The organism is Mesorhizobium sp. M0998 (assembly GCF_040318885.1).
Taxonomy (GTDB): domain Bacteria; phylum Pseudomonadota; class Alphaproteobacteria; order Rhizobiales; family Rhizobiaceae; genus Mesorhizobium.
Window position 1 is genome coordinate 1 of the sequence record NZ_JAMYND010000024.1, and the last position, 25,009, is coordinate 25,009.

General features: G+C 62.7%; 27 protein-coding genes. 19 read left to right on the forward strand and 8 right to left on the reverse strand.

What is annotated here, in order from left to right; all coding sequences use genetic code 11:
* The first annotated feature begins 396 nt into the window (after window positions 1–396).
* From NKH59_RS21610 to NKH59_RS21625, 4 genes are all read left to right on the forward strand, one after another.
* On the forward strand, window positions 397–1,275 hold the full coding sequence (locus NKH59_RS21610; RefSeq protein ID WP_352471508.1) for an ABC transporter permease: 879 nt from the start codon (window positions 397–399) through the stop codon (window positions 1,273–1,275).
* Entirely contained in the window at window positions 1,272–2,408 is a 1,137-nt protein-coding gene (locus tag NKH59_RS21615; protein WP_352501093.1) for an ABC transporter permease, read from the forward strand. Before NKH59_RS21610 ends, NKH59_RS21615 begins: the two co-directional genes overlap by 4 nt.
* Before the next feature lie 40 nt (window positions 2,409–2,448).
* On the forward strand, window positions 2,449–3,420 hold the full coding sequence (locus NKH59_RS21620) for an ABC transporter substrate-binding protein (protein ID WP_352471510.1): 972 nt from the start codon (window positions 2,449–2,451) through the stop codon (window positions 3,418–3,420).
* 147 nt (window positions 3,421–3,567) lie between these two features.
* Window positions 3,568–4,011: a CHRD domain-containing protein gene (locus NKH59_RS21625; protein WP_352471512.1), complete on the forward strand. Its 444-nt coding sequence runs from the start codon at window positions 3,568–3,570 to the stop codon at window positions 4,009–4,011.
* Between the two features lie 40 nt (window positions 4,012–4,051).
* Here the strand turns inward: NKH59_RS21625 and NKH59_RS21630 are convergent, their stop codons facing one another.
* From NKH59_RS21630 to NKH59_RS21640, 3 genes are all read right to left on the reverse strand, one after another.
* A complete protein-coding gene (locus NKH59_RS21630) occupies window positions 4,052–5,701 on the reverse strand; it encodes a thiamine pyrophosphate-binding protein (RefSeq protein ID WP_352539490.1) in 1,650 nt (549 codons plus the stop codon).
* Window positions 5,698–6,873: a CaiB/BaiF CoA transferase family protein gene (locus tag NKH59_RS21635; RefSeq protein WP_352505567.1), complete on the reverse strand. Its 1,176-nt coding sequence runs from the start codon at window positions 6,871–6,873 to the stop codon at window positions 5,698–5,700. The genes NKH59_RS21630 and NKH59_RS21635 overlap by 4 nt, the downstream gene beginning before the upstream one ends.
* A 78-nt stretch (window positions 6,874–6,951) precedes the next feature.
* The gene (locus NKH59_RS21640; protein WP_352539491.1) at window positions 6,952–7,887 is read right to left on the reverse strand and encodes an alpha/beta fold hydrolase; all 936 of its coding nucleotides are present in this window, start codon (window positions 7,885–7,887) and stop codon (window positions 6,952–6,954) included.
* Between the two features lie 267 nt (window positions 7,888–8,154).
* On the opposite strand from NKH59_RS21640, the gene NKH59_RS21645 reads away from it, so the two are divergent.
* The 4 genes from NKH59_RS21645 to NKH59_RS21660 all read left to right on the forward strand — a co-directional run bounded on the left by NKH59_RS21645 (window position 8,155) and on the right by NKH59_RS21660 (window position 11,208).
* Window positions 8,155–8,940: an alpha/beta fold hydrolase gene (locus NKH59_RS21645; RefSeq protein ID WP_352539492.1), complete on the forward strand. Its 786-nt coding sequence runs from the start codon at window positions 8,155–8,157 to the stop codon at window positions 8,938–8,940.
* Window positions 8,937–9,386, forward strand: a complete 450-nt coding sequence (locus NKH59_RS21650) for a MarR family winged helix-turn-helix transcriptional regulator (protein WP_352539493.1) — start codon at window positions 8,937–8,939, stop codon at window positions 9,384–9,386. Before NKH59_RS21645 ends, NKH59_RS21650 begins: the two co-directional genes overlap by 4 nt.
* Before the next feature lie 120 nt (window positions 9,387–9,506).
* Window positions 9,507–10,520: a ribonuclease T2 family protein gene (locus tag NKH59_RS21655; RefSeq protein ID WP_352539494.1), complete on the forward strand. Its 1,014-nt coding sequence runs from the start codon at window positions 9,507–9,509 to the stop codon at window positions 10,518–10,520.
* Between the two features lie 73 nt (window positions 10,521–10,593).
* Window positions 10,594–11,208, forward strand: a complete 615-nt coding sequence (locus tag NKH59_RS21660; RefSeq protein ID WP_352539495.1) for a hypothetical protein — start codon at window positions 10,594–10,596, stop codon at window positions 11,206–11,208.
* 28 nt (window positions 11,209–11,236) lie between these two features.
* Here NKH59_RS21660 and NKH59_RS21665 read toward each other — a convergent pair whose 3' ends face one another.
* Complete coding sequence (locus NKH59_RS21665) at window positions 11,237–12,532, reverse strand: GGDEF domain-containing protein (protein ID WP_352539496.1); 1,296 nt, start codon at window positions 12,530–12,532, stop codon at window positions 11,237–11,239.
* A gap of 344 nt (window positions 12,533–12,876) precedes the next feature.
* Between NKH59_RS21665 and ettA the strand changes: the two genes are divergently transcribed.
* From ettA to NKH59_RS21695, 6 genes are all read left to right on the forward strand, one after another.
* The gene (ettA, locus tag NKH59_RS21670) at window positions 12,877–14,526 is read left to right on the forward strand and encodes an energy-dependent translational throttle protein EttA (RefSeq protein ID WP_352453385.1); all 1,650 of its coding nucleotides are present in this window, start codon (window positions 12,877–12,879) and stop codon (window positions 14,524–14,526) included.
* Window positions 14,527–14,584: 58 nt separating this feature from the next.
* Window positions 14,585–14,818, forward strand: coding sequence for a type II toxin-antitoxin system RelB family antitoxin (gene relB / locus NKH59_RS21675; protein WP_353022998.1), 234 nt, complete (start codon window positions 14,585–14,587; stop codon window positions 14,816–14,818).
* 2 nt (window positions 14,819–14,820) lie between these two features.
* Window positions 14,821–15,084 carry a type II toxin-antitoxin system RelE family toxin gene (locus tag NKH59_RS21680; protein WP_352501113.1) on the forward strand — a complete coding sequence of 88 codons (264 nt, stop codon included), beginning with the start codon at window positions 14,821–14,823 and terminating at the stop codon, window positions 15,082–15,084.
* Window positions 15,081–15,872 carry a trans-aconitate 2-methyltransferase gene (tam, locus tag NKH59_RS21685; RefSeq protein ID WP_352539498.1) on the forward strand — a complete coding sequence of 264 codons (792 nt, stop codon included), beginning with the start codon at window positions 15,081–15,083 and terminating at the stop codon, window positions 15,870–15,872. The genes NKH59_RS21680 and tam overlap by 4 nt, the downstream gene beginning before the upstream one ends.
* Window positions 15,873–15,980: 108 nt before the next feature.
* Window positions 15,981–16,316, forward strand: a complete 336-nt coding sequence (locus tag NKH59_RS21690; RefSeq protein ID WP_352471527.1) for a hypothetical protein — start codon at window positions 15,981–15,983, stop codon at window positions 16,314–16,316.
* A 121-nt stretch (window positions 16,317–16,437) separates the two neighbouring features.
* Window positions 16,438–17,559: a beta-ketoacyl-ACP synthase III gene (locus tag NKH59_RS21695; RefSeq protein ID WP_352539499.1), complete on the forward strand. Its 1,122-nt coding sequence runs from the start codon at window positions 16,438–16,440 to the stop codon at window positions 17,557–17,559.
* 84 nt (window positions 17,560–17,643) lie between these two features.
* Here the strand turns inward: NKH59_RS21695 and NKH59_RS21700 are convergent, their stop codons facing one another.
* Window positions 17,644–18,210, reverse strand: coding sequence for a methyltransferase family protein (locus tag NKH59_RS21700; RefSeq protein ID WP_352471529.1), 567 nt, complete (start codon window positions 18,208–18,210; stop codon window positions 17,644–17,646).
* Between the two features lie 207 nt (window positions 18,211–18,417).
* Here NKH59_RS21700 and NKH59_RS21705 point away from each other — a divergent pair, with 207 nt between their 5' ends.
* Window positions 18,418–19,035, forward strand: coding sequence for an MOSC domain-containing protein (locus NKH59_RS21705; RefSeq protein ID WP_352539500.1), 618 nt, complete (start codon window positions 18,418–18,420; stop codon window positions 19,033–19,035).
* A 293-nt stretch (window positions 19,036–19,328) separates the two neighbouring features.
* On the opposite strand, the gene NKH59_RS21710 is transcribed toward NKH59_RS21705, so the two are convergent.
* Window positions 19,329–19,640 carry a DUF2293 domain-containing protein gene (locus NKH59_RS21710; RefSeq protein WP_353023001.1) on the reverse strand — a complete coding sequence of 104 codons (312 nt, stop codon included), beginning with the start codon at window positions 19,638–19,640 and terminating at the stop codon, window positions 19,329–19,331.
* A complete protein-coding gene (tsaA, locus tag NKH59_RS21715) occupies window positions 19,640–20,158 on the reverse strand; it encodes a tRNA (N6-threonylcarbamoyladenosine(37)-N6)-methyltransferase TrmO (RefSeq protein WP_352539502.1) in 519 nt (172 codons plus the stop codon). Before tsaA ends, NKH59_RS21710 begins: the two co-directional genes overlap by 1 nt.
* Before the next feature lie 142 nt (window positions 20,159–20,300).
* On the opposite strand from tsaA, the gene NKH59_RS21720 reads away from it, so the two are divergent.
* The 4 genes from NKH59_RS21720 to NKH59_RS21735 all read left to right on the forward strand — a co-directional run bounded on the left by NKH59_RS21720 (window position 20,301) and on the right by NKH59_RS21735 (window position 23,970).
* Entirely contained in the window at window positions 20,301–21,323 is a 1,023-nt protein-coding gene (locus NKH59_RS21720; protein ID WP_352492725.1) for an ArsR/SmtB family transcription factor, read from the forward strand.
* Complete coding sequence (metF, locus tag NKH59_RS21725; RefSeq protein WP_023676795.1) at window positions 21,323–22,240, forward strand: methylenetetrahydrofolate reductase [NAD(P)H]; 918 nt, start codon at window positions 21,323–21,325, stop codon at window positions 22,238–22,240. Before NKH59_RS21720 ends, metF begins: the two co-directional genes overlap by 1 nt.
* Before the next feature lie 602 nt (window positions 22,241–22,842).
* Window positions 22,843–23,280: an antitoxin Xre/MbcA/ParS toxin-binding domain-containing protein gene (locus NKH59_RS21730; RefSeq protein WP_352501077.1), complete on the forward strand. Its 438-nt coding sequence runs from the start codon at window positions 22,843–22,845 to the stop codon at window positions 23,278–23,280.
* The gene (locus NKH59_RS21735) at window positions 23,281–23,970 is read left to right on the forward strand and encodes an RES family NAD+ phosphorylase (RefSeq protein ID WP_353023002.1); all 690 of its coding nucleotides are present in this window, start codon (window positions 23,281–23,283) and stop codon (window positions 23,968–23,970) included.
* A 36-nt stretch (window positions 23,971–24,006) separates the two neighbouring features.
* Here NKH59_RS21735 and NKH59_RS21740 read toward each other — a convergent pair whose 3' ends face one another.
* The gene (locus NKH59_RS21740) at window positions 24,007–24,924 is read right to left on the reverse strand and encodes a DMT family transporter (RefSeq protein WP_352539503.1); all 918 of its coding nucleotides are present in this window, start codon (window positions 24,922–24,924) and stop codon (window positions 24,007–24,009) included.
* Between the last annotated feature and the right edge of the window lie 85 nt (window positions 24,925–25,009).

Here is a 25,009-nt window from a genome sequence, read left to right on the forward strand (position 1 = left end):
GGACGGCTCCCTTGTTTGAGATCTCAACGAACTCATTCTGGCACATCCGATGCCGTCGGGCGCCGTCCACCCCATCATGCCGTGACATTAGCCGAAAGGCGCAAGCGGTTCAGAATATTCGCCGGCCAGAGCGGTGTGGAGGGAGCCATTTTCAGCACCGTTGCGGAGCGGGGAGGTTACGGCATGGATCCTAGGGTCTGCGCCGCGTCGCTTCGCTCCTTGCTTCGCCCTAGGATGACGAAGGCGTGGTTGGCCGCTCCCGATACGCACGCCGCTTCGCGGCTGCTCCGCCCTAGGACAACGAAAGCGCGGTCACCCTCACCCGGCCTCCGCTTCGCTCCAGCCCTCCTCTCCCCGTTGGGGAGAGGAGGGCGCTTACCCGGCGAGGCCTGCTAGGTGGACTCGTTTCGCGACAAGATCGTTCCGGTGACCTCGATCCTCCTCGGCGTGGTCGTCGTCTGGTACGTCATGGCTGTCATCCTCAACGCGCCGTTCCAGCGCGATCTCGACCGCCGCGCCAATCAGACGCCGGGTATTGTGGAATTCATCGGCAAGACGCTGGTACAGCCGAAGCCGACGCTGCCGGCACCGCATCAGGTGGCGGTGAATTTTTTCGAAAACACCTTTCTGCGTAGCATCACCTCGAACCGCAGCCTTGTCTACAATGCCTGGGTGACGCTGTCGTCAACGCTGCTCGGCTTTGCTTTCGGCACGGCGCTCGGCATCGTCATCGCCGTCGGCATCGTCCATGTGGCGACGCTCGACCGCAGTCTGATGCCGTGGATCATCGCCTCGCAGACCATTCCGATCCTGGCGGTGGCGCCGATGATCATCGTCGTGCTGGCGGCGGTCGGCATCACCGGGCTTATCCCGAAGGCGCTGATCTCGACCTATCTGTCGTTCTTCCCGGTGGCGGTCGGCATGGTGAAGGGACTGCGCTCGCCCGAGCTCACCCATCTCGACCTGATGCACACCTATAATGCCAGTGCCTCGCAGACCTTCTGGAAATTGCGTGTGCCGGCTTCGGTGCCGTTCCTGTTCACCTCGATGAAGGTGGCGGTGGCCGCCAGCCTGGTCGGCGCCATCGTCGGCGAGTTGCCGACCGGCGCCGTCGCCGGCATCGGCGCCAAATTGCTCGCCGGCGCCTATTACAGCCAGACCATCGACATCTGGTCGGCTCTGGTTGCCGGGTCGGTGGTCGCGGCGCTGCTGGTGATGGTCGTCGGCATCGCCGGGCGCCTTGTCGACCGCGCCATGGGCGGGAGGCCGGCATGAGCTCCATCCTGAGCCTTTCCTCAATCACGCCTCGATCCTGGCAGGGGTACGCCGCGCTTGTCCTGCTTGCCGGCGCGCTGCTTCTTTGGCCGCTCGTCAGCGCTACGCCCGGTTACGGCATGGCAACTGCGGTTTTGATTTTCATTTTGCTGCTCGTGGCAATCGAGGCCGACAACTTTCCACCGATGATCGGGGTGGTGTTGCTGTTCCTTGGCGCGCATGGCGCAGCGTGGATGCTGCTCGCCGGCATAACCGGCAATGAGGGCAGCGCTCGCGCATCCTTCTATCTGCTGCTCGTCGCGGCGTGGTTTTTGGCCTGGCGCTGCGTAACGGTCTTGTCGTCGTTTCGCCCGACGTCGCGCTGGGCGTCAACCGCCCTGCGCCTGATCATTCCGGCCATCTTCGGCGCCTGGATCCTGATCATCTGGGAGGCGGTGACGCGTGGTGCCGGCATTCCCTTCATCCTGTTGCCGCCGCCAAGCGCCATCGGTGCACGCATCGTCGGCTCGCTGCCGGTGCTGGGGGCCGATGTCAGGCAGACCATCTTCAAGGCGGTTATCTTCGGCTATGTGGTGGGGAGCAGCGCCGGCTTCCTCGTTGCCATCGCCGCCGACCGCGTGCCGTTCCTGCGGCGCGGGCTTTTGCCGATCGGCAATATGGTGTCGGCGCTGCCGATCATCGGCGTCGCGCCGATCATGGTCATGTGGTTCGGCTTCGACTGGCAGTCAAAGGCAGCGGTGGTCATCATCATGACCTTCTTCCCGATGCTGGTGAACACCGTCGCCGGGCTTGCCGCCTCCGGCCATATGGAGCGCGACCTGATGCGCACCTATGCCTCGAGCTACTGGCAGACGCTGTTCAAGTTGCGGCTGCCGGCGGCGGCACCCTTCATCTTCAATGCGTTGAAGATCAATTCGACGCTGGCGCTGATCGGCGCCATCGTCGCCGAGTTCTTCGGCACGCCGGTGGTCGGCATGGGATTTCGCATTTCGACGGAAGTCGGGCGGATGAACATCGACATGGTGTGGGCGGAAATCGCAGTTGCAGCACTTGCGGGTTCGGTCTTTTATGGCGTGGTCGCTCTTTTCGAGAGAGCAGTCACGTTTTGGCATCCCTCTGTCCGTGGTGGATAGGGGCGGTGGGTTTAGGGCGCTAACTTCAGAGGGTAAAAACATGAAAAGACTTGTTGTTTCGATGCTGGCCGGCGCGATGTCGCTTGCCGCGTTCCAGGCGATGGCCGCGGACAAGGTGACGCTGCAGCTGAAATGGGTCACCCAGGCACAGTTCGCCGGCTATTATGTCGCCAAGGCTAAGGGCTTCTATGAAGCCGAGGGCCTCGACGTCGATATCAAGCCCGGCGGCCCGGACATTGCGCCCGAGCAGGTCATCGCCGGCGGCGGCGCCGACGTCATCGTCGACTGGATGGGCGGCGCGCTGGCTGCGCGCGAGAAGGGCGTGCCGCTGGTCAACATCGCCCAGCCATTCAAGAAGGCCGGCATGGAGCTGGTCTGCCCGAAGGACGGTCCGGTCAAGACGGAAGCCGACTTCAAGGGCCACACGCTCGGCGTCTGGTTCTTCGGCAACGAGTATCCGTTCTATGCCTGGATGAACAAGCTTGGCCTCAAGACCGATGGCGGGCCGGACGGCGTCACCGTGCTCAAGCAGAGCTTTGACGTGCAGCCGCTGATCCAGAAGCAGGCGGATTGCATTTCGGTCATGACCTATAACGAGTACTGGCAGCTCATCGACGCCGGCTACAAGCCGGAAGAGCTGACCGTCTTCAACTATTCCGCCATGGGCAACGATCTGCTCGAAGACGGGCTCTATGCCCTGGAGGACAAGCTCAAGGATCCGGCCTTCGAGGACAAGATGGTGCGTTTCGTGCGCGCTTCGATGAAGGGTTGGAAATACGCCGTCGACCATTCCGACGAAGCGGCCGGCATCGTCATGGACAATGGCGGCCAGGACGAGAATCACCAGAAGCGCATGATGGGCGAAGTCGCCAAGCTGATCGACAATGCCGATGGCAAGCTCGATCCGGCGACGTACGAGCGCACCGCCAAGGCGCTGCTCGACCAGAAGATCATCAGCAAGGAGCCTACCGGCGCCTACACGACGGCGATCACCGACAAGGCCATCAAATAGGGCTGTCAAACTGGCTTGTAGCGGAAAAGGGGCGGGCGACCGCCCCTTTTTAGTGGGAGGTAAAATAAACGTTACCGGCGGAAACATCCGCTCGCAAAATCGTTGTGCCGGTGCATCCGCCTCAAGGGTGTCACAACGGAGGTTTCCATGCGCATCCAGTCCTTCACGCCGATGCTTTCGGCGCTGGCCATTTCTGCAGCCATCTTCTCTGCTTCACCGGCCTTGGCCGAAACCATGAAGATGACGGCGACGCTCGATGGTGCTCAGCAGAACCCGCCCGTCACCACGAAGGGCAAGGGCACCGCCACGCTCAGGTTCAACACCGCCACCAAGAAACTCAGCTGGACCGTGAGATATTCCGGCCTCAGCGGGCCGGCGAAGGCCGCACACATTCACGGCCCGGCGGCAAAGGGTCAAAACGCCGATCCGGTGGTGCCGTTCGAAGGCAAGCTGAAGAGCCCGATCAAGGGTTCGGCGACATTGACCGATGCCCAGGCCACCGATCTTGAGGCTGGCAAATATTACGTCAACATCCACACCGCGGCCCATGCGGACGGCGAGATCCGCGGCCAGATCGAGAAGGCCAAATAGGCAGATCACGACGACAAAACAGGGCAATCATCCTGTTTTGTCAGGCCTTGTCGCGAATCTGGGTCATCGTGCGGGTCGGCGTGATGGCTTCAGGGTCGAGCCTGATCTCTACGATCGACGGCTTGCCGCTGGCCCGCGCTCGCTCGAAGGCCGCGGCGAAGTCGGCGGTCTTTTCCACCGTCTCGCCATGGCCGCCATAGGCACGGGCCAAAGCAGCAAAGTCGGGATTCTTCAAGTCCGTGGCGACGACACGGCCGGGATATTCGCGCTCCTGATGCATGCGGATGGTGCCGTAGATGCCATTGTTGACGACGATGACGATGATCGGCAGCCCGTATTGCACGGCGGTGGCGAATTCCTGGCCGTTCATCAGAAAACAGCCGTCGCCGGCGAAGGCGATCACGTCGCGGTCGGGGAAAAGCTGCTTGGCGGCGACCGCCGCCGGCGTGCCGTAGCCCATCGAGCCGGATGTGGGTGCTGCCTGCGTGCCGAAACGCCGGAAGCGATGGTAGCGATGCACCCAAGTGGCGTAGTTGCCGGCGCCGTTGGTGAGGATGGCGTCGTCCGGCAGCATCGTTTCGAGATAATTCATGATCGGCCCCATCTGCACGGCGCCCGGGCCGCTCTCCGGAGGCGTCGACCAGTCGAGATAGGCGGCGTGCAGCTTCGCTGCCTCAGCCGCCCACACCGGCGTTGCGGCCGGCTTGCGTCTGGCAAAGGCTTCGACGAAAGCGGCAGGCGAGGCATTGATCGCCAGCGCCGGCCGGTAGACGCGGCCGAGTTCGCCGGCGTCGGCATGGATATGGACCAGCGTCTGGTCGGGGTAGGGACTCTTCAGCAGCGTGTAGTCGGATGACGGCATCTCGCCCATGCGGCCGCCGATCAGCAGCACAAGGTCGGCCTGCTTGATGGCGGTTGCTACCTTGGGATTGATGCCGATGCCGACATCGCCGGCATAGTTCGGGTGGAGATGGTCGAACAGCATCTGGCGGCGGAAGGAGCAGCCGACCGGCAGCGACCAGGCTTCGGCTATCGTCCGCATCCGTGCAACGGCCTGCGCGTCCCAGCGCGTACCGCCGAGGATGACGAAGGGCCGCTTTGCCTTGCTGAGCAGCTCTTCCAGCGCATCGAGCTCGGCTTCGCCAGGCCGCGTCTCGACAGGGGTATAATGCCGGGCGTCCGGTGCCTCGGCGAGGCTGGTCAGCATGTCCTCGGGCAGCGAGATGACGACCGGGCCCGGGCGACCGGACATCGCCACCGCAAAGGCGCGTGTGACGAATTCGGGTATGCGTGCGGCGTCGTCGATCTCGACCACCCATTTGGCGATATCGCCGAAGAACCTGACGTAGTCGACCTCCTGGAAGGCCTCGCGCCCCTTGGCGTGGCTGGCGACCTGGCCGATGAACAGGATGAGAGGGATTGAATCCTGCATCGCGATGTGGATGCCGGCAGAGGCATTGGTGGCGCCTGGGCCGCGGGTGACAAAGCAGATGCCGGGCCTGCCGGTCAGGCGGCCGTGGCAGTCGGCCATCATTGCGGCACCGCCCTCCTGGCGGCAGACGATTGTGCGGATCGGTGAATCATGCAGCGCGTCGAGCACCGCCAGATAGGATTCGCCAGGTACGCAATAGATACGGTCCGTTCCGTTGGCTTCGAGCGCATCGACGATGAGTTGTCCGCCGGTCTTCATTTTCCTGACCTCTCCAGTTCGGCAAGGATTTCTTCGGTGTGTTCGCCGAGACGCGGCGACGGGCGCTCATAGACCAGCGGCGTGCCGGACATGACCATCGGCGCCCGCACCGAGGGCAAGAGATTGCCATGGCCGTCATCGAGGTCGAGCCGCATGCCGCGCGCGATGGTCTGCGGGTCGGCAAACATCTGGCCGATGTTGTTGATCGGGCTGGCTGGAACCCCGGCGGCTTCGAGCCTGGCCAGCAGCGGGTCGCGATCGAAGGCTTTCAGCGCCTCGATCATGTGCTCGCGCAGCTTCGCCCGGTTGGCGACGCGGGCGGGATTGGTGGCGAAGTCAGGGTTCGACGCCAGCTCGTCGAGGCCGACGGCAGCGCAGAACTTTGCGAACTGGCCATCATTGCCGACCGCCAGGATGATGTGGCCATTCTTTACCGGCACCACTTCGTAGGGCGCGATGTTCATGTGCGCATTGCCCATCTGCACCGGCGACTGTCCGGAGACGAGATAGTTGAGGTTCTGGTTGCCGAGCGTCGAGATCTGGGTGTCGTAGAGCGCCATGTCGATATGCTGGCCTTCGCCGGTCTTCTCGGCATGGCGAAGCGCCGCCTGGATGGCGATGACCGAATAAAGCCCGGTGAAAACATCCGAAATAGCGACGCCCGCCTTTTGCGGTTCGCGGCCGGCTTCGCCGGTGATCGACATCATGCCGGCCATGCCCTGGATGATGAAATCATAGCCGGCACGCGGCGCATACGGTCCCGACTGGCCAAAACCGGTGATCGAGCAATAGATCAGCCGCGGGTTGATTTTCCTCAGGCTGTCATAGTCGAGGCCGTATTTCTTCAGTCCGCCGACTTTGAAGTTTTCGATCAGCACATCCGATGTCGCGACCAGCCGGCGCACCGTCTCGGCACCCTCGGGCGTCGAGAAGTCGATGGCGATGGAGCGCTTGCCGCGGTTGCAGGAATGGTAATAAGCGGCCGAAAGGTTCTCGCCGTCATGGCCGATGACGAAGGGCGGTCCCCATTTGCGGGTGTCGTCGCCGCCGTCCGGGCTCTCGACCTTGATCACGTCGGCGCCGAGGTCGGCAAGCAGCTGTCCGGCCCATGGCCCGGCGAGGATGCGTGCGAGTTCGATGACGCGGATGCCTTTGAGCGGAGGCTCAGTCATGGATCACCGTGGTTGATCGAAAGCGCAGCCTCTATCAATCCCGCGCGCCGCTGTCACGGCCCTTGCAATGGGCCAGTATCACTGTGCCCTCAGCACGCGGTCGGCCCAGGCGGCAAAATCCTCCATGATGATGTCTCGGTTGACCTCGTTGAGGCTTTCGTGGCGGGTTTTGGCGTAAACCTTTGAAACGAGATTCGAAAAACCCATCATGTGCATCCGGCCGGCAAGATGGCTGACCGCCTTGCCGCCGTCCGAGGCCGGATCTTGCTCGCCTCCGACCAGATTGACGAACAGGTCGCGCCGCACGCCGGAAAAATTGCGGTCGCTGCCGCAATGCAGCGTCATCATGACGATGTCCTGCCACATCGACACCGATGCATCCCAGCCGCAAAGCGGGTCGGCGATGTATTTCTCGACTTCAGCGGCATCGCGCGACAGCCAGTCGAACGGCGTCCGGTGATTGGGCACCGCCTTGCCCCAGGCCCGGAACGTCAGCCGGGGCAGCAGGCGCGACGGCACGTCTGAGCCAAGCCGGAACTTTTCCCAACCAAGCATGGCCAGCGCGATTTGGCCGAGCAGTCCGGCCGAGAAATTGCCGTTCCAGATCGCGGCGGCATGGATGCGCGCCGAGTGGCGGAGGACAAAGTTCAGCGCGACCGACGCGCCCAAGGAGTGACCAAAGATGATGACCGGCAGGCCCGGCTGTTCCCTGGCGATGAGATCATGGACGGCGGCGACATCGGCGATGACCTTGGCACCGCCATCCGCATCGGCGAACCTGCCAGGTGGCGCGTCGGGCGCCTTGGTGGCGCCGTGGCCACGGTGGTCGTGCGCGTAGACCTGATAGCCGCGCTCGCCAAGGAAATCGGCGAAACGGGCATAGCGCGCCGCGTGCTCGGCCAACCCGTGATTGACCTGGACAATGGCGCGCGGTTGGCCGATGGCGTGTTTCACATAAAGGTTGAGCTCGGCGCCGGTCGGCGATGCCAGCATCCTCTGCTTGTCAAATGGCATGTCTCGCTCCCGTCGGCGACTGTTGGGCGACGCAGCGATCGACGTCAAGGGACGTAGGGTACCCATTCGACGGTAGTTGACAGCATGCTGTCAATGTGATTACATGACAGCATGCTGTCAAATGGTCAGCGGCAGATTGGGGGTAAGACTATGAAAACCACCGGGGCCATTTCGCGGCGTGCAATCTTGCTGGCGGGCTTCGCCTTCACGACGGCCACTCTGTTGTCAGGGATTGCTGCGTTCAGTCAGGAAACCAGGGAGATGACCATGATGACGTCCACTGTTCCAGGCCCGCAAGGCCAGCTTGCCACTTATAGGATCAACGCCGGCAATGGCCTGCCGATCATGTTCCTGCATGGGGATTGCAGCCGCGCTTCCCACTGGGACCGGGTGATGCAGCTCTCCGTCGAAGGCCGCGAGGCGGTAGCCTTCGATTTTCGCGGTCATGGCGCCTCCGCGCCGGCGCAGGACGGTGACTATGGTTATGACGGTCGTGCAATGGATGTCGGTGCCGTGGCCGACGCGTTTGGCCTGAAGCGGTTTCTCATTGTCGCGCACAGCGGCGGCGGTGGCGTGGCGCTCGCTTATGCCGCCAGCCATGCCGACCGGGTCGCCGGTGTCTTGCTCGTCGACCCGGCGACCGATCCTCGTGCGCTGCCGCAGGCGATTCGTGACGGCTTTGTCCGCGATCTGGCCGGTCCGCAAGGCCGTGATGTCCTGAACGCCTATTACACGTCGATTGCCGGCCCTAACGCGGTTGTTCGCCAGCGTGTTCTGGCCGATGCGGCAGTGGTCGATCCGGCGGCGAGGGCAGGTGTCGGCAAGGCACTGGCCGAATGGAACCCGGAGCCGGCACTCGATGCGTATCGCGGGCCTATGTTCGTATTGGCTACCGAGGCCAGTGACACTCCAGCCGCGCTCTACCGGCTGCGCACGGACATTCCGCGCCAGATCGTGGCGGGCAGCGGCCATTGGGTGATGCTTGACAAGCCCGAGGTCGTAGCCGAAGCCGTTAATAATTTCGTCGCGACCATCGAGGCCGGCCAGAAATGACGACCAGGACCGAAGCGGCAAATGTGCTCACCGAACTGGTGCTTGCCGTGTTCAGGATGAACGGCAGTTTTCTGGATGCGGCCGACCGGCTGGCCGCTCCAACCGGGCTGACGGCAGCGCGCTGGCAGGTTTTGGGTGCAGTTTTGAAGGAGCCGAAATCTGTGGCCGACATCGCCCGCGACATGGGTCTCGCCCGTCAGAGTGTACAGCGGCTGGCCGACATACTGGCTGCGGAGGGGCTTGCCGCCTACGCCGACAACCCGGCGCATCGCCGCGCCAAGCTGTTGTCGATAACCGATGCCGGCCGGGCAGCGGTCAAGAATATCGGCACACGCCAGCATGTTTGGGCGAACCGCGTTTTGGAGGGTATGGACGCCGACGCGCTGAAAGCCTCGCTTGATCTGCTGCGCACCCTGACGGAACGGGTGGAGGCGGGCGGATCCTGATCGACCGCGCGGGAGCCGTCTCAATGCGCTGGCGATTGTTTTTACGGCCGGCGAAAGAAATCGTAATTCTGACATGTCGCAAGTTTCTAGCTTGCGGCGTGAATCACGAGGAGTGCCGGAATGCGGATTTGGGCGATATGGGGGGCGGTGTTTGTTGCGTTTGCTGGCGCAAGCGCGGCGCGGGCCGATGTGAAGATGACCGGCTCTTTCGTCGCCGATGCCGCCTGTCCGGCAACGCAGGCGATCAAGAGCGGCAAGAATCCCGGCAATGTCTCGACCGCGGCTGGTCAGAGTTATGATCTGCTGGCCGGCAACAAGGACGCGCCCACGCACTACCTCATTCGCGTGCCGGGCGCCGATCCGGAGCGCCGCTGGGTCAAGATCAGCTGCGGTCACGTTTCGGGCGGCAGCGCGTCGACGATGCCGGCTGCACCGGCGCCTGCCGAGCCGAACAAGCCATCGGCGTCCGGAAAGCCGGAATATGTCTTCGCGCTGAGCTGGCAGCCGGCTTTTTGTGAGACCAAATCCGGCAAAACCGAATGCCGTGCGCAGACCGCCGCCGGGTTCGAAGCGACCCACTTCACCTTGCATGGGTTGTGGCCGCAGCCGAACGGAAATTTCTATTGCCAGGTCGCGGCAAGCGACAAGGCGAACGACGATCCGGCACACTGGCGGGATTTGCCGCCGGTCACCCTTGACCCGAAAACGCGAGCGGAACTCGACCAGGTGATGCCGGGCACCGCGTCCGCCCTCGAAAGGCATGAGTGGATCAAGCACGGCACCTGCTACGGCAAGAGCCAGCAGGAGTATTTCGCCGACGCCTTGAACCTGATGCGCGCGATGAATGCGTCGCCGGTGCGCGATCTCTTCATCAAGAACATCGGCAAGCAACTGACATCCGATCAGATCCGCAGCACCTTCGACAGTGCCTTCGGCAAAGGCGCGGGCGACCGGGTCCGCGTGTCCTGCGTGGTCGATCCTTCGAACGGCAGGCGGCTGATCGGCGAACTGACGCTCGGCCTGACCGGCCCGATCGCTTCGAACGCTTCGCTCGGTGCCCTGCTGCTTGCCTCGGCGCCGACAGCCAAGGCCGGCTGCCCAAAGGGCGCGGTCGATGCCGTCGGGTTCCAGTAAACAGGCCGTACGCGACTGTCGCTTTGCGCCGGGGATGGTATGATCCCGGGGTTATCATTCGCAGGGGGTGGCGATGAGTGGTATGACGGGCGGCGCGCTGGCGCGGCTGGCGTTCTGGGCCAAGGGCATGACGGCGATCCGCGACGGCCATATGGAGTGGCCGGGCTTTTCCTACACCGAGGTGGAGTGGGCGCGCATGACCACGCTCGCCAAACCCGTCGGCGGCGGCACCTACCAATTGTTTACGCTGGTCAACGCGGCGATCTTCATCGCCATCGCCGCGCTCGGGATGTTCTGTGTCTTCCTGCCGCTGGCGGCGCTGCTGTTCCCGGTACCGGCCGAAACCAGTGCGCTCAAGTTTTCGCTGCTCCTGGCGGCATGCGCCTTCCTGATCATCGGCATCGGCCTGCCGATTTCGCTGCGTCTTTCGACCAGGCTCGTGGCGCCGAAGGCAATGCGGGCCGCGCTTGTCGCCGTGCCCGGCGACCAGGCGCTTGCGGCAAAAGTGTCATGGCAGATCAATCGGATCACGCTCGTGCTCTGCGGCCTGCTGGTGCCGGGCATTCTTCTGTTCATTGCCTACGATGTCGAAGCCGACCCGATTATTACCGCGTTGAAATGGCTGGCGATCGCGCTGATGGCGGTTTCGGTTGCGATCGGCGGATGGCAGCGGCGCAAACAATCCTGATTGAGCCAATCGCGGGGCCTGGGCAGCGTTACGCGCCGGCGCTGCGCTCCGGCCTGGTCCATGTGTTGCGGGCGTCTGCTTCGTTGCCGCCCGGTTCGCCGACAACGCGATCGCGTCCCGTGGATTTGGCCTTGTAGAGACGCTGGTCGGCCAGCGCAAAGAGATCGGCAAGGCAACGGGTCGTCTCGCTGACCGTCGAGATGCCGGCGCTGACGGTAATGTCGAACCGGCTGGTGCTCGCGGACGTCTTGACCGCTTGCCTGACGGTTTCACCCAGCAGCCTGGCGAGCGGCTGCGGACGCCAGCCGAGGATGGCGAATTCCTCACCGCCGATCCTGAACAATTGATCTTCGGTCCCGACAAGTTCGCCAAGCAAAATCGCCAGGGCTTTCAGCACCTTGTCTCCCTCGGCGTGGCCGAAGCGGTCGTTGATCGATTTGAAGTGGTCGACATCGATGATCAGCAGGCTGAGCGGCCTGGCGGTCCGCAGGCTGGCGGCGACGGCGGCCTCGCCATCGCTGTCGAAGCGCGCCCTGTGCAGGAGGCCGGTGAGGCCGTCGCGACCAACATGCTCGACCAGCGCCTCATAGCGCTCGCGATAGGTCAGCGTGTCGAAAATGTCGGAAAGCCCGCGCGGCGCCGGCACCTGCCGCGCCTCGAACCACCTGATATAGGCGACCAGCATGGTGCTGTAGACCAGGGCCGCTGCCATCTTGGCGAACCAGCCGCCGAAGAACACCGCGACCGGCGCACCGGTGACGAAATGCAGCGCCGTGAAAAAGCCTGCCTGGTCGAAGGTGAGCACGCAGGCGACGGAGACCAGGATTCGGGTGAAAAGCGCCTTGCGCAGGTATTTGCCGAGCTTTTCATAGAGCAGAATGATCAGGATGGCGTCGACGAACAGCAGCGTCGTGCCCCACACCATCAGCCAGCCCATCTCATCGATAAAGCCGATGTCGGGAAGCTTGCCGTCGGGCAGCGGCGCGATGTCGTGCAGGCGCAGGATCAGCACGAGCCCGACCATCAGGGCATTGCCGAGCAGCAGGCCGTAAATCGGCTGCCGGACAGTTGCCGCGTCCTCCTTGATGTAGAGCAGGAGAAGCATCACCAGCTTGCCGGAAAACATCACGGCCGAACCCGGCGATACCATGCCGAACGGCAGCGCGACGTAGAAGACGCTGGCGAGATAGGTTTCCAAGAAATGCATGACGCCAAGGGCGCAAACAAAGACGCCGAGGCCGATGCGGCCCCTGAACCGGAAAAGCGTGACCATGATGCCGAAATAGAGAACCGCTTCGGCAAAAAGCAGGAAACTGTTCAACACGGCCCGATCTCTCTCCCCGAAATCGCGGCGGCCAGCGATTTCCCATCCAACATTGTTTGACGCGGAATGATTAACCGGAGCTTTCGCCTGGGCGCCGGCACGAAATGAAGCGGCTAAGCGTTTGCGGCTGCGACCAAATCCGCCTGGAGCGGGTCATCGTTTCACGGAATCGCTGAACCGCTCCATCTTTTTTGTTTTGACGCAATTCCGGACGGAAAACCGTTTCACATTTTTCTTGGAATTGCTTTAGGGCCAAAACTGTTTGCCGTTCGGGGCCGCATCGCTTACATAGCCCCCAACTTCCATCCAATCCGACATCAGTCGACTTTTCAGGGAAAGCGCGCGTGGCACGCCAGTTCATCTATCACATGGCCGGCCTCAACAAGGCCTACGGCACCAAGAAGGTGCTCGAGAACATTCATCTGTCCTTCTACCCGGACGCCAAGATCGGCATCCTCGGCCCCAACGGCGCCGGCAAGTCGACGATCCTCAAGATCATGGCCGGCATCGACAAGGAGTGGAGCGGCGAGGCCTGGCTGGCCGAGGGTGCTACCGTCGGTTACCTGGCGCAGGAGCCGGCGCTCGATCCGAACAAGAATGTGTTCGAAAACGTCATGGAAGGCGTCGCCGCCAAGACCGCCATCATCGAGCGCTACAACGAATTGATGATGAACTATTCCGACGAGACGGCGGACGAGTCGGCCAAGCTGCAGGACGAGATGGACCGGCTCAACCTCTGGGATCTCGAACAGCAGGTCGAGATGGCGATGGAGGCACTCGGCTGTCCGCCCAAGGAGGCCGATGTCACCAAGCTGTCGGGCGGCGAACGCCGTCGCGTCGCGCTTTGCCAGCTCTTGCTGCGCCAGCCCGACCTTCTGCTGCTCGACGAGCCGACCAACCATCTCGACGCCGAGACGACGGCGTGGCTGGAAAAGCATCTGCGGGCCTATCCGGGCGCGGTGATGATCATCACCCACGATCGCTACTTCCTCGACAATGTCACCGGCTGGATCCTCGAGCTCGATCGCGGCCGCGGTATCCCCTACGAAGGCAACTACACCAAATATCTCGAAGCCAAGGCCAAGCGGCTCAAGCAGGAAGGCCGCGAGGACGATGCGCGCCAGCGGGCGATCGGCCGCGAGCGCGAGTGGATCCAGTCCAGCCCGAAAGCCCGGCAGACCAAGTCGAAAGCCCGTATCCAGGCCTTCCAGGATCTGCTGGATGCAGCCGACAAGCGGCGTCCGAGCGACACCCAGATCGTCATTCCGCATGGCGAGCGGCTCGGCAATGTGGTGATCGAGGTCGAGGGCCTGTCGAAGGGCTTTGGCGACACGCTTTTGATCGACGATCTCGAATTCAAGCTGCCGCCGGGCGGCATCGTCGGCGTCATCGGCCCGAACGGCGCCGGCAAGACGACGCTGTTCCGCATGATCACCGGCCAGGAAAAGCCGGACGCCGGCACCATCCGCGTCGGCGAGACGGTCAAGCTCGGTTATGTCGACCAGAGCCGCGACGCGCTCGACCCGACCAAGACGGTCTGGGAAGAGATCTCGGGCGGCGCCGAAGTGGTCAAGCTTGGCAAGTTCGAAGCCAACACCCGCGCCTACTGCGCGTCGTTCAACTTTCGTGGCGGCGACCAGCAGCAGAAGGTCGGCAACCTGTCCGGCGGCCAACGCAACCGCGTGCATCTGGCCAAGATGCTGAAGACCGGCGGCAATGTGCTGCTGCTCGACGAACCGACCAACGATCTCGATACCGAAACGCTGGCGGCACTCGAAGACGCGCTCGAGAGCTTCGCCGGCTGCGCCGTCATCATCTCGCACGATCGCATGTTCCTCGATCGCCTGGCGACGCACATCCTCGCCTTCGAAGGCGACAGCCATGTCGAATGGTTCGAAGGCAATTTCGAGGACTACGAGCAGGACAAAATCCGCCGGCTTGGGCCTGAGGCGGTCAATCCGCACAGGATGACGTATAAGCGGCTGACTCGGTAACAACGGATTGGTTGCAAGCGCCCCAGGCTGCTCGTAGAATTACCGGAAGGAGATAAACATGCTTAATGTCGAGCTTCCTGCCGCGCTGGAAAAACGCCTCGAGATCGTCGCAAGGAAAACTGGCCGGACAAAACATGACGTAGTCGTTGAGGCCATTGTCGAGCAAATTCAGGATCTGGAAGACGGACTAATCGCCCTCGAGCGCCTTAACGATGGTGAAGGTGAATGGCTTTCTCTGGCCGAAGCTAAGGAACGACTGGGATTGGACGCAAGCGACCGCAGTGACGGTTGATCGTGTGGACAATTCGTGTCGAGAAGCGTGCACTGAAGGATATCTCCAGATTGCAAAGGTCCGATCAGCGTCGGATTGTGGACTTCCTGGAAAACAGGCTCGCCTCGCGCGATAATCCACGCGAACTTGGCGAAGCGCTAACAGGACCACTGGCAGGTCTCTGGAAATATCGTGTGGGCTCATTCCGAGTTCTGACAAGGATCGATGATAGCGCTGTCGCGATTTGGGTGGTTCAAGTAGGCGACCGTCGCGAGGTCTATCGATGAATACAGTCGCGAAGGTGAGACCCGACTGGTCCGCCGCCCTCTACCTGAAATTCGAGGACGAGCGCACCCGGCCGGCGCGCGATCTCGTTGCGCAGGTGCCGGTGCCGGAACCGCGCCGGGTGGTCGACATTGGCTGCGGGCCGGGCAATTCGACCGAATTGCTGGTCGAGCGCTGGCCGCGGGCGCAGATCAGCGGCTTCGATACCTCGCCCGACATGATCGAGAAGGCCAGGGCGCGCCTGCCCGGTGTCAGCTTTGCCTTGGCGGATGCGGCGGCGTGGCAGCCGACCGAACCGGTCGACGTGATCTTTGCCAATGCGGTGTTTCAATGGCTGCCGGAGCATCCGGCGGTCTTCCAGCGGTTGATGGGATTTTTGGCGCCCGGCGGCGCGCTTGCCGTGCAGATGCCGGACAACATGGCCGAGCCTTCGCACCGGCTGATGCGGGAGACCGCGGCCGAGATGCCGTTCACCGAAAAGCTCGAGCGCGCGGCCCGCGCGCCGCTGCCGCCGGTCGCGTTCTATTACGACCTTTTGTCGCCATTCTCGGATCGGCCCGATATCTGGCACACGATCTACAACCATCCGCTGGCCGATGCCGAAGCGATCGTCGAGTGGGTGAAGTCGACGGGGCTGAAGCCGTTCCTCGATCCTCTCGACGAAAACGAGCGGCAGCTTTTCCTGAAGCGCTACACGGCCCGGATCAGCGAAGCCTATCCGAAAACGGCAAGCGGCAAGGTGTTGCTGCGCTTTCCCCGTCTCTTCATCGTGGCGCGGCGTTCCGCTTAGAAACTCTTAGCTACACCCAAAAACAGTGCATGGCGGATGCTTGACCGGCTTTCGCCGTCATGCGCATCTCGCTGGGGCACGGCCCTTTATGGGCCATGGGGGTGGATGATGACACTGAAAAAGATGGGTTTCGGCGGCAGCATTTGTGCGGCCGCTGTGCTTGCCTTGTCTCTATCGGCGGAGGCCAAGCGAGCGCGCTGCTTCACCAGCGACGACGGCTATTTCTCGTGCAGCTATCGGGCGCTGGACGATGCCGGCAGCTTTCGCATCTCGGCGCCGGGTTATCCGACCTACGTCCTGGAAATCGACGGACCGGGTTTTGCCTATGGCTATGTCAATCTCGGCCGCCGCAACGTGCCGCTGCCCGGGCAATTCGTGCGCAGCCGCGATGACGGTGCCTGCTGGAACAACCCGCAGACCAATACCAAGCTCTGCGCCTGGTAAAGACCCGTCCCAGGGACTTGATTTAAGCCGGCATAAACTGGCTAGGTGCAAAAGAGGTTGCGCCGAGCTTTTTGCGGCGTCGACATGAAGCCGCAACGCCTGCGCACGGGACGAACTGGAAATGCATCGCGTCATCATCAGCGGCATCGGCGTTGAAATCCCCGAAGCTTCGATCACCAACGAGGAGCTCGTCGCCAGCTTCAACGCCTGGGTGGACATGGAGAACGTCCGCCGCGAGGTGTCGGGCGAGCCGCTGGTACAGAAATCGGACAGTGCCTTCATCGTCCATGCCTCGGGCGTCCAGACCCGCCATGTCATCGAACGGGAAGGCATCCTCGATCCGACCCGCATGGCGCCGCGTTTCGCGGCGCGGCCCGACGATGCGCTGTCGCTGGAGGCCGAGTTCGGCATCGCTTCGGCCCGCAAGGCGCTCGATCATGCCGGGCTGAAGCCTGGCGACATCGACCTGGTGATCTGCTCGGCCTCGCACCATCAGCGGCCCTATCCGGCGATCGCCATCGAAATGCAGCAGGCGCTGGGCACGAAAGGCGCCGGCTTCGATATGGGGCTTGGCTGCTCTTCGGCAGCGGCGGCGTTGCACATCGCCGTCAATCTGGTACGGGCAGGGGCCCATAAACGCGTGCTGGTGACGACGCCGGAGATCATCACCGGTCACCTCAATTTTCGCGACCGGCAGACGCATTTCATCTTCGGCGACGCTTCCGTGTCGATGGTCGTCGAAGGGCTCGCCCAGGGCGAGAAGCGGCCGGGCCGCTTCGAGGTGCTCGATACGCGCGCCTGGACGCAGATGTCGAACAGCATCCGCACCAATCTCGGTTACTATACCCGCGCCACCCAGGACGATCCGTACATGATCGATCTGGAAGGCAATCTGATCAAGCAGATCGGCAACAAGGTGTTCAAGGAAGTCACCGTTGCCGGCCACAAATTCATCGTCGAGTTCCTGGCCGAGCACGGGCTGACGCCGCAAGCGATCCGGCGCTTCTGGCTGCATCAGGCCAATGCGCGGATGAACGCCATGATCCTGAAACTGTCGTTCGGCCATGACGTCGACCACGACCGCGCGCCGATGGTGCTGGAGCGCCTCGGCAACACCGCCGCCGCCGGCGCCATCATCGCCCTCTCGGAGAACCATGCCGACATGAAGGCCGGCGACTACGGCCTGCTCTGCGCCTTCGGCGCCGGCTACTCGATCGGCGGCGCGCTGTTGCGCATGCTTTAGATTTTTGTTTTACGCATGTCGTTGTCCCAAAACCGCTGCACACCCTCGGTTCAAGCCCGAGGGCATGCTTTTGGGCGACATGCATTAGCCCGGCGCGAACGGTACCAGCATCGGAACGCGCCTGGCATAGTCGTCGTAAGCGCTACCCAGTTCGCCGCGCAGAAAACGCTCCTCCAGCCTTGCCTTCATGACGATGCCGACGGTGATGAGGATGGCGCCGGCAACGCCCCAGACAGTGCCTTTCGCCGCCATGGTGGCGAGGATCGCCAGAAGCAGGCCGGTATAGATCGGGTGGCGGACCAGCCGGTAAGGGCCGGTGTCGACGACGCGATGCGCGGCCTTGGCGGTGACCGTGGCCGACCACAGGCGGCCAAGATGCAGCCGCGCCCACCAGGCAAATGCCAGACCGGCGGCAATCAGCGCGACGCAGATCCACGCTTCGGCAAGGTTCGGCGTCCAAAGCCTCAGCGGGCCGGCATAACCGTGCGCCGGGATGAAGAGCAGGATCGTGCCGAGCACCATGACGGCGCGGGATGGAAGCTCCACCCCGAAGCCGGCGCGTTTTTCGGCCCGGTCGGCCCAGAAGGCGGCCGCGGCCCATGAAACCACCCAGAGCAGCCAGAGCTGCGCGATTGCCGATGCGGGATGCATGATAAACCTCAGCGGGCTTGACCTGACCGATATTATCAACCGATGCAGCGCGGCAGCAATGCGGCACGCTTTTGCATGAGGCTGGTTCAACCATGACGCTGGTGGTGCCGACCCGTATCAGCCGTCTTGATTGGAGCATCAACGCTTTCGACTGGACCCTATGAATCGACTTCGGCTAACTGCATCCGGCAGCTAGGAATGAAACCAATGCCGGATATGTTTCCCGAAGCCGAAACTCCGGTCGAGATCGTCCCGTCGCGAAAACTCGCCGCCAGGGTGGCGGCGCTCTATCTCGCACCGTTCGATCGTTTTGAGACACGAGCGGTGGATACGCTGCAACTCGGTTTCGACGGCATCGACGGCGATTTCCACGCCGGCACGACGCGGCGCTCCGGCGGGCGGGAACCCTGGTATCCGCGCGGCACCGAGATGCGCAACGAACGGCAATTGTCGATCGTGGCGGCGGACGAACTGGCAATCGTCGCCGAACGGATGGGCATCGCCGAGATCAAGCCGGAATGGATCGGCGCCAATCTCCTGATCGACGGCCTGCCGCGCCTCTCCATGCTGCCGTCCGGCACGCTGCTGTTCTTCAAAGGCGGCGCGACCGTCAAGATCGACGCGCAGAACGGGCCTTGCCGGATCGCCGGGCGATCGGTCGCCGAAAATGCCGGGATGGCCGACCATGAGGCCGGCGCGCTGCTGTTCCCGAAGGCGGCGAAGCGGTTGCGCGGGCTCGTCGCCTGGGTCGAGAAGCCCGGCACGATCGCGGCCGGCGAGGAGATTTCGGTGCGCGTGCCCGAGCAGTGGATTTACCGGGCCTAGTCCAGGCAAGGCGACCTCTAGTCACGGCGTATTTTGTTCTTGCTTTGTGCCGGCAGCTATGCTACTAATTTGAGTATGGTGCGAATTGGGCTCCAACGACCCGCCCGCGAGGCGGGTTTTTTATTTCAGGCTTTGAAAGTTCCGATGCTGCCGACCTGAGGTCGGCGGGACAGCGCCCCCCTCTGTCCTGCCGGACATCTCCCCCACGCGGGGGGAGATTGGCCGTCACCTCTCGATTTCGCTAATCACAACAGTGAAGAGCGCAGAACTCGACGCGTGTGCCTGCCGTCGCTCTACGCCTCATCCTCATCGTCGAGCAGACGGGTGGCGCGCCAGCGGGTGAGCACATTGTTGGTCTGTTCGATGACGAAGAAGCGCGCGGAATCGCGGTCATAGCCTTCGGCCAGCAGCTTTTCGTAGTCGGTGTGGGCGTGGCGGATGTGGGCTATTGTCGCCAGCCACACGGCAATGCTCGGCGGCAAGGTCTTCATGTGCACGGCGCCGGCATCGGCACGGATCTTTTCCATGTCGGCATAAGGCGCCAGCGGCAGGAGCGCTGTCACCGCCTTGGCGACGGCGCGGCGGCGGCCGGTCGGCGCGCTCATCACTCCACCGGCCCTGGTTCGTCCCGCCCGGCGATGGTCGCATCGGCAAAGGCATCGGTCGAGGCGAAATAAGGCTTGATGTCGATGACCGGCGTGCCGTCGAGCACGTCGATCGCATCGAGATCGACGCGGCCGGTGTCGATGTCGACGGCAACCAGCTTTGCGACATGCAGCCCAATTGGGTTTGGCCGGGCAGGGGAGCGCAGCGAAAAGACGCCTTTCGGCTCTGTGGCATGGCGGGGTTTCTGGACAATCAGTTGCCGCGGAGCATGGTGCAGCCAGGACAGGACGATCACGTGGCTGGCGCGTTCCAGCCCAAGCAGGCCATCCCGATAAAGCGGGTCGATGACCAAGTGCGCCGGCTGTTCCGTCTCCCGCGCCGCCTTCATGTTTTTGGGGCAAGTCTCCCGCGTGATCCAAGGCGAAGCGATGCGGCCGATGAAGACGACATGGCCATCCGGCGGCATCGTTGCCGGGTCGGTTTCCAGGAGCTTTTCGCCGCTGCGCGTCTCGAACATGGTTCTCGCTCCGATCATGCGTCCGTTTTTGCGCGATCCGCCACGCATGCGTCATTTTCTTGTCCGGAAGCGACATAGCGCTTGCAAGCCTATCCAAACCGACATAAACATATGTTTATATCTTTTCAAAGAGAATGCTCGCATGCATGTCGCTCTCGACACGATGGTAGATACATTGAAGGCGGCGGCGGAATCCAGCCGGCTGCGCATATTGGCGCTGCTGTCGCGCGGCGATCTGACCGTTTCAGATCTCACCGAAATCCTCGGCCAGTCGCAGCCGCGCGTCTCGCGCCATTTGAAATTGCTGCTGGAGGCCGGGCTGATCGGCCGCTACCAGGAGGGCTCGTGGGCGTTCTTCCGGCTATCGGATTCCGATGCGTCGCGCGATTTCGTGCTTAGGCTGGTCTCCGGCATCCGCGGCGCCGATCCGCAGGTCGAGCGTGATCTCGAACGGCTGGCCGCAGTCAAGCGCAAGCGGCAGGACCGGGCCGCCGAATATTTCTCGGTCAACGCCGCAAGCTGGGACCATATCCGCTCGCTGCATGTGCCGGATCGCGCCGTCGAAGCAGCCCTCATCAAGCTCGTCGGCAAGCGGCCGTTCCAGTCGATGCTCGATCTCGGCACCGGCACCGGACGGCTGCTCGAGATCTTTTCGCCGCTCTATCGGCGCGGTATCGGCATCGACATGTCGCGCGAGATGCTGACGGTGGCGCGCGCCAATCTCGACAAGGCCGGCGTTTCGAATGCGCAGGTGCGCCAGGGCGACATTTTTGCGCCACCGGTCGAACGCGACGCCTTCGATCTCGTTACCATCCATCAGGTGCTGCACTATCTCGACGATCCCGCCCGCGCCATCCGCGAGGCGGCGCGTCTGCTGCGCCCGGCCGGCCGGCTGGTGATCGTCGATTTCGCGCCGCACACGCTGGAGTTTTTACGCGACGAGCACGCGCATATGCGTCTCGGCTTTTCCGACCGGCAGATTGGCGACTGGTTTTCCGAGGCCGGCCTCGACCTCGAGGACAGCCAGGAATTCGAGCCGCGCGGCGGCAACGAGGCCAAGCTCACCGTCAAACTCTGGCTCGGCCGCGATCGGCGCATGCTGATTGCCGAGCCTTCCAACGACAGACAACCGGCCAATGCGTATCCGATAGGGGAAACCGCCTGATGAACCAGTTCCGCTTCTCCCGCCGCCCCGACATCGGCGACAAGGTCAGGGTTTCGTTCGAGTTCTTTCCGCCGAAAAACGATGAGATGGAAGCAAGGCTGTGGGACACGGTCACCCGGCTTGAGCCGCTTAAGCCGAAATTCGTCTCGGTCACCTATGGCGCCGGTGGTTCGACCCGCGAGCGGACGGCCCGCACCGTCAAGCGCATCCTCAATGAAACGACGCTGACGCCGGCGGCGCACATGACTTGCGTCGATGCGGCGCGTCACGAGGTCGATGCGGTGATCCGGGAGTTCGCCGATATGGGCGTCAAGCGTTTCGTCGCCCTGCGCGGCGATCCGGCCGAGGGCGTCGGCGCGGCCTACCGGCCGCATCCGGAAGGCTATGCCAATGGCGCCGAACTGGTTGATGCGCTGAAGGGCGCCGGCGATTTCGACATATCGGTCTCGGCCTATCCGGAAAAGCATCCGGAAAGCCCGGATTTCGCCACCGACTTCGATATGCTGAAGCGCAAGGCCGACAACGGAGCGACGCGGGCGATCACCCAGTTCTTCTTCGACAACGATCTCTATGAGCGCTATGTCGAGCGGGCACGGCGGGCCGGCATCTACATACCCATCGTGCCGGGCATATTGCCGGTGCACAATTTCACCCAGGTCGCCAACTTCTCGGCGCGGTGCGGCGCCTTGGTGCCAGCATGGCTGGCCGAGCGTTTCGATGGGCTGCAGAACGATCCGCAAACGCATGCGCTGGTGGCATCTGCCGTGGCCGCCGAGCAGGTGCTGGACCTTGTCGAGCGCGGCGTCGGCGATTTCCACTTCTATACGATGAACCGGGCCGATCTGGTCTTCGCCATCTGCCACATGATCGGCATCAGGTCGCACGAAGTCGAGGCGGCGGGATCAGCCGCGGCGTAAGGCGGCAAGCTCCTTTTTGAAATGTCAAAGATCGGGGGAATGCAAAAGGCCGGGCAAAATGCCCGGCCTTTTCAAATGGTTTGGAGTATTCGGTGCTGGTCTTCCCCCGCTCAGCGGCCTTATGGAAGGACGCCCATAATGAGGGCGCCGATGAATGCAAACGCAGCACAAATCATCAATGCGTTGATCGGCCTCGTCAGTCCCATATCATAGCCTCCTCTTAAAGAGCTATGGCGAGAGTCTAGGGTCATTTGTGCCACAGGCAAGCAGAAACTTTGCTGCAATGCGACGAGATTGTGGAATTTGCGACCTGCCGTTTGCCGTTAGGCATTGAAACTCTTTGTCAAAAGCCGGCTCGGGACCTGTGAATAATTTGTGGCAAAGCCGTGGCAGCAGCGAGAATGGCAGCGCTACCGCGGCAGAAATCGGAATCGATTTTCGGACCGACTGAAGATTCGGAGCGTCGGAGCGCCCTTTGCATGTCCAACCGGGTGCTGCACGCTATACGAATGCGGTGGGCAACCGGCAGCGTTGTGAGATAGCCAGGACTTGAATTTTCTGCCAATTGGCAGTATATTGTCTGCCAAGTGATGGAGGCCGGAATGAGTGTCGGTTATGCGGTTCGCGATCCTGCAAATCAGGCTTTGCCGGCAAATCTGGCGGATGCCTCGGCACGGGCGCGGCTCACGCCAGCGGCTGTTGCCGGCATCGTCAGGCTCGCAGACATCTGGCATCTGACCAGCACCGAGATCTGTACCTTGATCGGCGACGTGTCGGAGAGAACCTGGTTCCGCATGAAGAAAGGCGAGTGGGAGGGCGTTCTCTCCCAGGATTCGCTGACACGCATCAGCGCCCTGATCGGCATCTTCAAGGGACTGCGGCTTCTGTTCTCCGAAGCGCTTGCCGATGAATGGGTGCGGTTGCCGAACAAAGGGCCGCTCTATGGTGGCCGGCGCCCCCTGGACGTGATGATCGAGGGCGGCATTCCGAAGCTGCTGCAGGTTCGCCAACACATCGACGCTTTGCGCGGTGGACTTTGAATGCAGATCCCGCCGCGCGCTGACATTTCCCAGCGCGACACGATCCGGCTCATTTCGACAGGCAGGCTCAAGGAAACGGTCCTGATGCCGTTGGCCAGGAATCATGGAGATTTGGAGGACCTTGCGGAGCTCGAAGGGGCCACCAGCGGCCGTCTTCAGGCGCAGCAAGGGGGATTGCCCGACCTCGATCCGCGCGAACTGGTTTTCGGGAGGCCGGGCTACACCTTCATCAATGCGGCTTTCGCTTACACCCGTCCGGGCGGCAATCGTTTCAACGATGATGCCAGGGGCGTCTGGTACTGTGGGTTCGATGCGGAAACTGCGCTCGGCGAGGTCTCTTTTCATCTGACGCGCGAGCTTGCCGCAATCGAACGGTTTGAAAACGTCACCGACTACGCGGAGCTCGTTGCCGACTTCATAGGCTCGTTTCACGATCTGCGCGGTGCTGAGTTCAGCAAGGACCCGGTGCTCGATCCGGATACTGCCTTAGCCTATCCTGCCGGTCAGGCGCTGGCGAAGCAACTCCGCAAGCAAGACGCCGCGACCGGTCTTGTGTATCCTTCCGTGAGACATGTCGGCGGGACCTGCCTTGCCGCCTTCCTTCCCGATCTCGTTCAGAATCTCAGGCAAGGCGGTATCTGGCGTCTGGAATGGCAGGGTTCATCTGTTCCCGCGATCACGCCCATATAGCGCACGATCGGGAGCGACAACTTCGCTGCGCCATCTCTAACGCCGCCCGAACAGGCGACCGTCGATGGTGACGAGGCCGAGGGCGATCAGCGCCATGCCGCCGAGCTCGAACAGTTCGAGCCGCTCGCCCAGGAACAGGAAACCGAGCAGGATGGCACTGGCCGGCACGATCAGCGTGACCAGCGAGGCGTTGGTGGCGCCGGCCGAGGCGACGAGATTGAAATAGAGGATGTAGGCGAAGGCCGTCGACAGCAGCGCCAGTGCCAGCACCGCCGCCCAGACCGGCGGCGAGGCCGAAAACAGATTGGCGGCATCATAGGTGAACAGAACGACCGGGATCATAATGATGGTCGAGCAGGTCAATTGGCCGGTGGCAATGACCGGTGACGGCACACCCTTGAAGCGGCGGGCGATCATCAGCGCAACCGCATAGGATAGCGATGCTCCGATGAGCGCGAATTTCGCCCAGACCGGACCGCCGAGCCCGGCGACGAGGCCGGGGCCTATCATCACCGCCGTTCCCGCGATACCGAGGGCGATGCCGGCAAGCTTGTTCCACGACAGCTTCTCGTCGCTGGTCAGGGCGTTGGCGAGGATCAGCGTCCAGAACGGCGTCGTCGAATTGAGCACCGAGGCGACACCGGCGCCAAGCTCGGTCTGGCCGACAAAGATCAGCGAGAAAGGGATGACGTTGTTGGCGAGCGCCAGCAGGAAGAACAGGCCGGCATGCGGCAAGGCGAGGCGAAACGACGGGCCACGGACCGCAAGATAGAGCTGCAACGCGATCGCGGCTATGGTGACGCGGAACAGCACCAGCACCAGCGGCGGAAGTTCCGCTACCGCAATACGGGCAAAGAAGAACGAGCCGCCCCAGATGGCGCCGAGCAGCAGAAGCTGCGCCCAGTCCTTGAGCACCATCGGACCGCGCATCGTGGTGGTGGCAGCTATCGCCATTGGTCGTCCTCCCAGACGAGATGCCTTGCTCTTCAGGCGTCTGTTCACGCCATACCCGATCCGGCCGCAAGGGCCACCCGAAACC

What these genes read in the sequence shown, in the direction of transcription:
- NKH59_RS21615 (WP_352501093.1), top strand. Translation starts at nt 1,272, where the DNA reads ATGAGCTCCATCCTGAGCCTTTCCTCAATCACGCCTCGATCCTGGCAG.
- NKH59_RS21620 (WP_352471510.1), top strand. Translation starts at nt 2,449, where the DNA reads ATGAAAAGACTTGTTGTTTCGATGCTGGCCGGCGCGATGTCGCTTGCC.
- NKH59_RS21625 (WP_352471512.1), top strand. Translation starts at nt 3,568, where the DNA reads ATGCGCATCCAGTCCTTCACGCCGATGCTTTCGGCGCTGGCCATTTCT.
- NKH59_RS21630 (WP_352539490.1), bottom strand. Translation starts at nt 5,701, where the DNA reads ATGAAGACCGGCGGACAACTCATCGTCGATGCGCTCGAAGCCAACGGA.
- NKH59_RS21635 (WP_352505567.1), bottom strand. Translation starts at nt 6,873, where the DNA reads ATGACTGAGCCTCCGCTCAAAGGCATCCGCGTCATCGAACTCGCACGC.
- NKH59_RS21640 (WP_352539491.1), bottom strand. Translation starts at nt 7,887, where the DNA reads ATGCCATTTGACAAGCAGAGGATGCTGGCATCGCCGACCGGCGCCGAG.
- NKH59_RS21645 (WP_352539492.1), top strand. Translation starts at nt 8,155, where the DNA reads ATGATGACGTCCACTGTTCCAGGCCCGCAAGGCCAGCTTGCCACTTAT.
- NKH59_RS21650 (WP_352539493.1), top strand. Translation starts at nt 8,937, where the DNA reads ATGACGACCAGGACCGAAGCGGCAAATGTGCTCACCGAACTGGTGCTT.
- NKH59_RS21655 (WP_352539494.1), top strand. Translation starts at nt 9,507, where the DNA reads ATGCGGATTTGGGCGATATGGGGGGCGGTGTTTGTTGCGTTTGCTGGC.
- NKH59_RS21660 (WP_352539495.1), top strand. Translation starts at nt 10,594, where the DNA reads ATGAGTGGTATGACGGGCGGCGCGCTGGCGCGGCTGGCGTTCTGGGCC.
- relB (WP_353022998.1), top strand. Translation starts at nt 14,585, where the DNA reads ATGCTTAATGTCGAGCTTCCTGCCGCGCTGGAAAAACGCCTCGAGATC.
- tam (WP_352539498.1), top strand. Translation starts at nt 15,081, where the DNA reads ATGAATACAGTCGCGAAGGTGAGACCCGACTGGTCCGCCGCCCTCTAC.
- NKH59_RS21690 (WP_352471527.1), top strand. Translation starts at nt 15,981, where the DNA reads ATGACACTGAAAAAGATGGGTTTCGGCGGCAGCATTTGTGCGGCCGCT.
- NKH59_RS21695 (WP_352539499.1), top strand. Translation starts at nt 16,438, where the DNA reads ATGCATCGCGTCATCATCAGCGGCATCGGCGTTGAAATCCCCGAAGCT.
- NKH59_RS21700 (WP_352471529.1), bottom strand. Translation starts at nt 18,210, where the DNA reads ATGCATCCCGCATCGGCAATCGCGCAGCTCTGGCTGCTCTGGGTGGTT.
- NKH59_RS21705 (WP_352539500.1), top strand. Translation starts at nt 18,418, where the DNA reads ATGCCGGATATGTTTCCCGAAGCCGAAACTCCGGTCGAGATCGTCCCG.
- NKH59_RS21710 (WP_353023001.1), bottom strand. Translation starts at nt 19,640, where the DNA reads ATGAGCGCGCCGACCGGCCGCCGCCGCGCCGTCGCCAAGGCGGTGACA.
- tsaA (WP_352539502.1), bottom strand. Translation starts at nt 20,158, where the DNA reads ATGTTCGAGACGCGCAGCGGCGAAAAGCTCCTGGAAACCGACCCGGCA.
- NKH59_RS21720 (WP_352492725.1), top strand. Translation starts at nt 20,301, where the DNA reads ATGCATGTCGCTCTCGACACGATGGTAGATACATTGAAGGCGGCGGCG.
- metF (WP_023676795.1), top strand. Translation starts at nt 21,323, where the DNA reads ATGAACCAGTTCCGCTTCTCCCGCCGCCCCGACATCGGCGACAAGGTC.
- NKH59_RS21730 (WP_352501077.1), top strand. Translation starts at nt 22,843, where the DNA reads ATGAGTGTCGGTTATGCGGTTCGCGATCCTGCAAATCAGGCTTTGCCG.
- NKH59_RS21735 (WP_353023002.1), top strand. Translation starts at nt 23,281, where the DNA reads ATGCAGATCCCGCCGCGCGCTGACATTTCCCAGCGCGACACGATCCGG.
- NKH59_RS21740 (WP_352539503.1), bottom strand. Translation starts at nt 24,924, where the DNA reads ATGGCGATAGCTGCCACCACCACGATGCGCGGTCCGATGGTGCTCAAG.